This window comes from Lysinibacillus sp. UGB7 (assembly GCF_049058285.1).
GTDB classification, from domain to species: domain Bacteria; phylum Bacillota; class Bacilli; order Bacillales_A; family Planococcaceae; genus Lysinibacillus; species Lysinibacillus sphaericus_B.
On record NZ_JBMGUV010000068.1, the window covers coordinates 1 to 5,601 of the forward strand.

General features: G+C 32.5%; 5 protein-coding genes. 3 read left to right on the plus strand and 2 right to left on the minus strand.

All coding sequences use genetic code 11. The features are described from left to right. The first annotated feature begins 189 nt into the window (after positions 1-189). Positions 190-753: a hypothetical protein gene (locus ACOMCU_RS27715; protein WP_421052256.1), complete on the plus strand. Its 564-nt coding sequence runs from the start codon at positions 190-192 to the stop codon at positions 751-753. A 31-nt stretch (positions 754-784) separates the two neighbouring features. Here the strand turns inward: ACOMCU_RS27715 and ACOMCU_RS27720 are convergent, their stop codons facing one another. After that, complete coding sequence (locus ACOMCU_RS27720) at positions 785-1,000, minus strand: hypothetical protein (RefSeq protein ID WP_010858142.1); 216 nt, start codon at positions 998-1,000, stop codon at positions 785-787. Between the two features lie 479 nt (positions 1,001-1,479). On the opposite strand from ACOMCU_RS27720, the gene ACOMCU_RS27725 reads away from it, so the two are divergent. Both ACOMCU_RS27725 and ACOMCU_RS27730 read left to right on the plus strand, forming a co-directional pair. After that, on the plus strand, positions 1,480-1,821 hold the full coding sequence (locus ACOMCU_RS27725) for a histidine kinase (RefSeq protein ID WP_421052257.1): 342 nt from the start codon (positions 1,480-1,482) through the stop codon (positions 1,819-1,821). A 518-nt stretch (positions 1,822-2,339) separates the two neighbouring features. Then, positions 2,340-3,224 carry a helix-turn-helix domain-containing protein gene (locus tag ACOMCU_RS27730; protein ID WP_219363378.1) on the plus strand — a complete coding sequence of 295 codons (885 nt, stop codon included), beginning with the start codon at positions 2,340-2,342 and terminating at the stop codon, positions 3,222-3,224. 865 nt (positions 3,225-4,089) lie between these two features. Here ACOMCU_RS27730 and ACOMCU_RS27735 read toward each other — a convergent pair. Next, complete coding sequence (locus ACOMCU_RS27735) at positions 4,090-5,517, minus strand: serine hydrolase domain-containing protein (RefSeq protein ID WP_421052258.1); 1,428 nt, start codon at positions 5,515-5,517, stop codon at positions 4,090-4,092. Positions 5,518-5,601 lie beyond the last annotated feature (84 nt).

The window sequence follows — 5,601 nt, forward strand, 5'->3', positions numbered from 1 at the left end:
CTTTTTTCAAAACGGGTTCTTTTTATTTTACTTAAAATGCGGGTTTGCAAGGTAATTCTGATCAAATTTTATTTTTAAGCTTATCAAAGCTACACATTATTTGTAAAAATTTTAAAAATATTTCTAAAAAACAACTCTATAATATGGTATTATAAAAATGTACCAATAATTTACATAGTAGGTGATATTATGTTAAAAAAGTTAATTTTGCCATTTTTGCTATTATTATCTGTAGTTACTGCTGCTTTTACAATTGATTCGAAAACAGCAGTAGCAGCAGAAGAAGTAGTTGATTCAGAAGAAGTAATTGATTCAGAAGAGGTAGTTAATTCAGAAGAAATAGTTGATTCAGAAGAGGTTACACCTTATTTTATTAATGATTTCCGATATCGAAAGGTAAATGTTAAAACATACAATGAATGGTCGGGTTATAAAAGAGCTTCTGATAATATAACGACAGGCAAAGGAGGCGGTTCTATTACAGCAACCAAAAGTGTCACTTTTGGAACAGATGTATCTGGAGCAATAGATGGACTAGGTATATCAACATCAAAATCTATCACTAGCTCAATAGGATATACATTGAATGCTGACCCTAATACAACCGTTTATATGGGATATAGAGTATATTATAAAGTAGAAACGGGTACTAGAGAGTATTATGATTTAGTAACTGGAAAAGTATTAAAAAGTAATAGCTATACTGTTAAGGTTCCCCAACATGGAGAGTATAAATTAATAAGTGCTAAGTAACAATTAATTGAAACAAGACTAGCTAATATAGTTAGTCTTGTTTCAATTTTGTAGAGAAGAAGTATCCTAATTTTGAAAGTGAATATAGTAAAAAAATAACCATTAAATTTCTGGATATTACATATCCATCAATTGCCAGATCATAACCTTTTGGTATTAAAATATTGCTATTTAACAGAATATATATTGCAGATAATATAGGAATTATAATACATAAAAGTCCTAATAATTTATATTTATTATCCATAATTTTCTTCACCTCCCAATTTTATTGTTCATATTATTCTAACACCTTTCTTTGTCTTTTAAAATTGTAATTTTAGTTATTATTTAACAGTTGTAATGACCAGCCGCCTTTTAGGGGCTTTTTTCTTAAGGAATTGTTATAGCCTTGGAATAGAGTTTGATTAGAATAACTTTTAAATACTCTTTTTGAACCTAATGCAGATTATGCATATGATTATCACTGGACACCTGGACTTGGATATATCTACGCTTCCACAGGTACAATGTTAAGAGTTCAAACGTAGCTCCTAATAGTACTATACGTGATATAAACTATAACGTTAACTCTGCAATTATATCGATGGTGAGTTTTTCAATTAATAATTAATTGTATTATTATAAATTTTCTTTATTGTTAAATTGGTAGGTAAAGACACTAAAATCGAATTTTTATAGTTTGAAAAATTGTAATTATTAATAAATATAGTCTTGATACTTGATATGGCGGAAGGAGAGGAAAATGAAAAAAAAATAATTATCTTTAATCTATTATTTTGTATAGTAGTTATTTTTGTTAATTACAATTATTTTAATTCTAAATCTCGAAACGCTATCGTATACAACTATGTGGAAAACTATATTGAAACTAACTATGGCATTGGTAGAGAAGATTTAAAATCTGAAGAAAGCAATTACCTAAGAGGAATGGGGTTGTTTGCAATAGAAGTTAAAGATATAGTAACTAAAAATCATTACTTTTTTGAAGTGGATATTAGAGATGACTATTCATTAATTTATATAAAAGATCTTACTGAGGTTCATCGTAAAAATCAAGCTGATTAAAGAAAGTTTATTTCAACAGGTATCAGCAATATTTTGAGGAAGATATAAAGTTTTACAATACAACAATATATCCTGACTTATAAAGCATTCTTGAGAGAGTGCTTTTTTATTATGTTTAAAATTAACTGAATCAATTTCATAAATCATCTTTTTCAAAATTTTAGAAGGCTACTAAATCGATACCTGCATTTTAAGAGAGGAAAAGGGATAGGAATTTGTTGAAGATTAGATCACAGAAAATGACCAAACTTTTTTATAAAAATTAAACAATACTTCACAGAGGAAGAATCCGTTTTGATCAATCTTTTTTCAAAACGGGTTCTATTAATTTAACGTAAGATGTGGGTTTAAGAGGTGTTTTTGATCAAACTTTATTTTAAACCTACAGCAGATATAAAAAGAGGTTGATATTACATCAACCTCTTTTTAATGATTTTTAGGATGCAGCGATTACTTCGCAAGATATATCAAAAAACGAATGAAGAACCTTGATATCATATTTAAAGGATGTGCCTTCGTTGTATAACCATGAAATTATAATTAAGAAAATTATTTTGTATGTGGAAGAAAACCTACATGAACCACTTACTTTGGAAAATATTGCAGCACAATCAAATTTTTCAAAGTATCACTTTCATCGAATATTCCAATCCACGGTTGGCATGACGGTAACTGAATATATTCGGTTAAGAAGATTGGCTAATGCTTCTTCCGCCTTGCTTTACACAAGTGAACGCATTCTTGATATCGCTTTATATTATCAGTTTGAATCACAAGAATCATTTACAAGAGCATTTAAAGAGATTTATAAGCTACCACCTGGCAAATATCGCAGAATGATGTCAGACGTGAATAAAATTAAGGAGGAAACAAATATGGATACAAAGGTGAAAGGTTGGTTTTTAAGTGGATCAAATCCATTTAATTACGAAATGGGAATTGACCATGAAGTTGTTCATCAGGGGAAAGCATCAGGTTATTTAAAATCCAAAACAGTGTTAGATTCTACCGAATTCGCTACCATGATGCAAACATTTAAGGCTAATCAGTTTGTTGGAAAGCGCATTAGACTCTCTTGTTTCATCCGTACGGAAGAGGTAGATACGTACGCTGGAATGTGGATGCGAGTAGACGACACAATGGAAGATGTTCTTCAATTTGATAATATGAGTAATCGCCCCATTAAAGGAACAACAAACTGGAACCATTATTCTATTATTTTAGATGTTCCAACCCAAAGTGCTGTTATTTCGTTTGGTATCATTCTGTCTGGACAAGGAACTGTATGGGCAGATCAATTCACTTTTGAAGAAGTGAATGAAAGTATTCCAACAACTAATTTAGAGGTGCATGGTGAACTGCTGGACGAGCCAGTAAATTTATCGTTTGACGAAGAAATATGATTTAAGGAAGGGTGATAACATGGCTAATTCCGGTAAAAAGGCTACTGGGGTTGTATTAAGTATTATAGTTATAATTGCAATTATGGCTGTAAAGTTTGTAGGAATTAACACGCTTGTTCATTACTTAAAGTTTTGGTGAAAATATTGCTTAACTATACCGCAATCGGGCGCAATTCTTGAAGATGAATTGTGCCTTTTTCAGCAATAGGGCCAGATTGTGGAATAACGAATTTAAATAATTTGAGGGAATTATGTTAAAATAGGGGTCATTGTGTTCAACCAATTAATACCTACATAAGAAGGAGTAAGATAATGCGTTCTACGAAATTAATGTTATTTGGTATCTCAATAATGATAATCTCATTATTTATTCAAAATGAAGAAGGAATTAGATTTTATGGTAACGAGATATTTATATTAGCTTTTGGTTTTATCTTGACACTAATTGGATTCTTTATTAAAGGGAAAAGTAATAACAGTTAAAGTATATATCCTAAAACGAGAATTAAATAATGAACTTCCACAAACGGGCGCTATTCTTGAATTGGAATTGTGCCTTTTTCAGTAATAGGGCCAGATTGTGGAATAACAGTCTTTTAAGAAATGTTACCTAACGACGCTTGTGCAAAAATAATATAGTTGTTTAATTTACAATAAAGTCATTTAAAAAATAATATAGTTGTTTAAAAATCCTTATTCCACGAACGGAGCAGGTTAGTGGAATCAATAGTAATTAGGTTTGACTGGGAAAATTGTCGATGATATTAAAAAAGACACCGAAGTGTCTTAGGTTTTTCAAATTAAACATACCGATAAATTGAAATTTAATTACTTAACATTATGTTTATCTTGGGAGCGAGGTATTTTATCGGTGAGTGTATACAAGCCAAGTAATGCTTGCTGTTAATAATGCTGACGAAATCAAAGCTGTAAGAACACTATATGTTTGCCAAATAAGTATCGTTGACCAATCGAAAGCACAGCACAGTATACCCAGGGCAATCGTAGCAATCAGGAAAATAACTGTTACGATTATTCTCTTTTTTGTCATTGGCTGCCGCTCATTCGTTTTCCTTCTGCGTAATCCTAAGAGAAATAGCAGAACGGCCAATAGGCAAAGAATAATAGTGATAGACGACAAAATGATATCCAAAAGCTGTGTGCTGCTTATTTCATATGACTGAGTTAGATTGCCGTCTAATATATCTTTAACTTTTAGTACCAGGTTTATATTGGTATTTGAGCCGTTGCTCAGCAAGCAGACGGCTGTTCGTTCATTTAGCAGTATGGCTACTTCGGTTCTGAAATTTGGATTGCCCCCAGTGTGTTCTATAATCGTTTGGTCGGCGTTTACCGACCAGCCTGCCGCATAATACATATCGTTGACAGCCGAAACAGACATATCACCCCTATGTGATTTTTCGATAACCGTGTGAAATATTTCGGGTATGTCCTGCACAATACCCATCTGTATACCCATCCAACGCGCCATATCTTTTGTATTAGAAATGATGTAGCCTGCGGGTTTATTCCCAGCATAATCCGGAGCTTTAAATGGAGTTGTCATAAAAAAGGAAGTACGGTAGCCCTGTGCCAACTGTCCAGTGGCTTGAGCATCTTCTTTATAAACATACGTCTGGTGAAGACCTAACGGCTGAAATACCTGTTCCCTCATAAAGTCTTCATAGCTTTGTCGCGACACAATCTCAATAACCAAACCCAATACGTCATAATTAACGGTTCCATAGTTATACTGTTCACCGGGAGGGAACGCCAATTCAGCATCTACGAGCATTTCCACAGTCTTTTGCAACATATCCGGTGTATTGCCTTGTGGAATATTTTGAGTATGCCTAATATTTGTTAGACCACTGGTATGGTGAAGAAAGTTATTTAGTGTAAGGCTTTGCATATCAACAGGTTTCCCTTGATACTTTAACGTAAACCAAGGTAAATATTTTTGGACAGGGTCAGTCATTGAGAGCAGCCCTTGTTCTTCCAACAGCATAATACCCATACCGGTAAAAGCTTTACTGACCGAAGCTAACTCATAGAGTGTATTTTCACTTGCAGAAAACCCCTTTTCACGGTCTGCATATCCTGAAGAAAAGTAGAACACTTTATCATCAGCAAGTATTGAGATTGACATTCCCGGCACACCTGATATACGAGAGGCATCATCTAGCAACGTTTGTATTGCCGCAGATTTCGAATCTGACAACGCATAACTTTGTGTTGCGAATCCTGAGAATAATATAAATATCGTTAATACAAAAACAATAATCTTTTTCATAAACTCTCCTTTTCGAAAAATTATAAGAACATAATATAAATAACCTACTTTTACAACTGAATCAATTTCATAATACGTATTTTA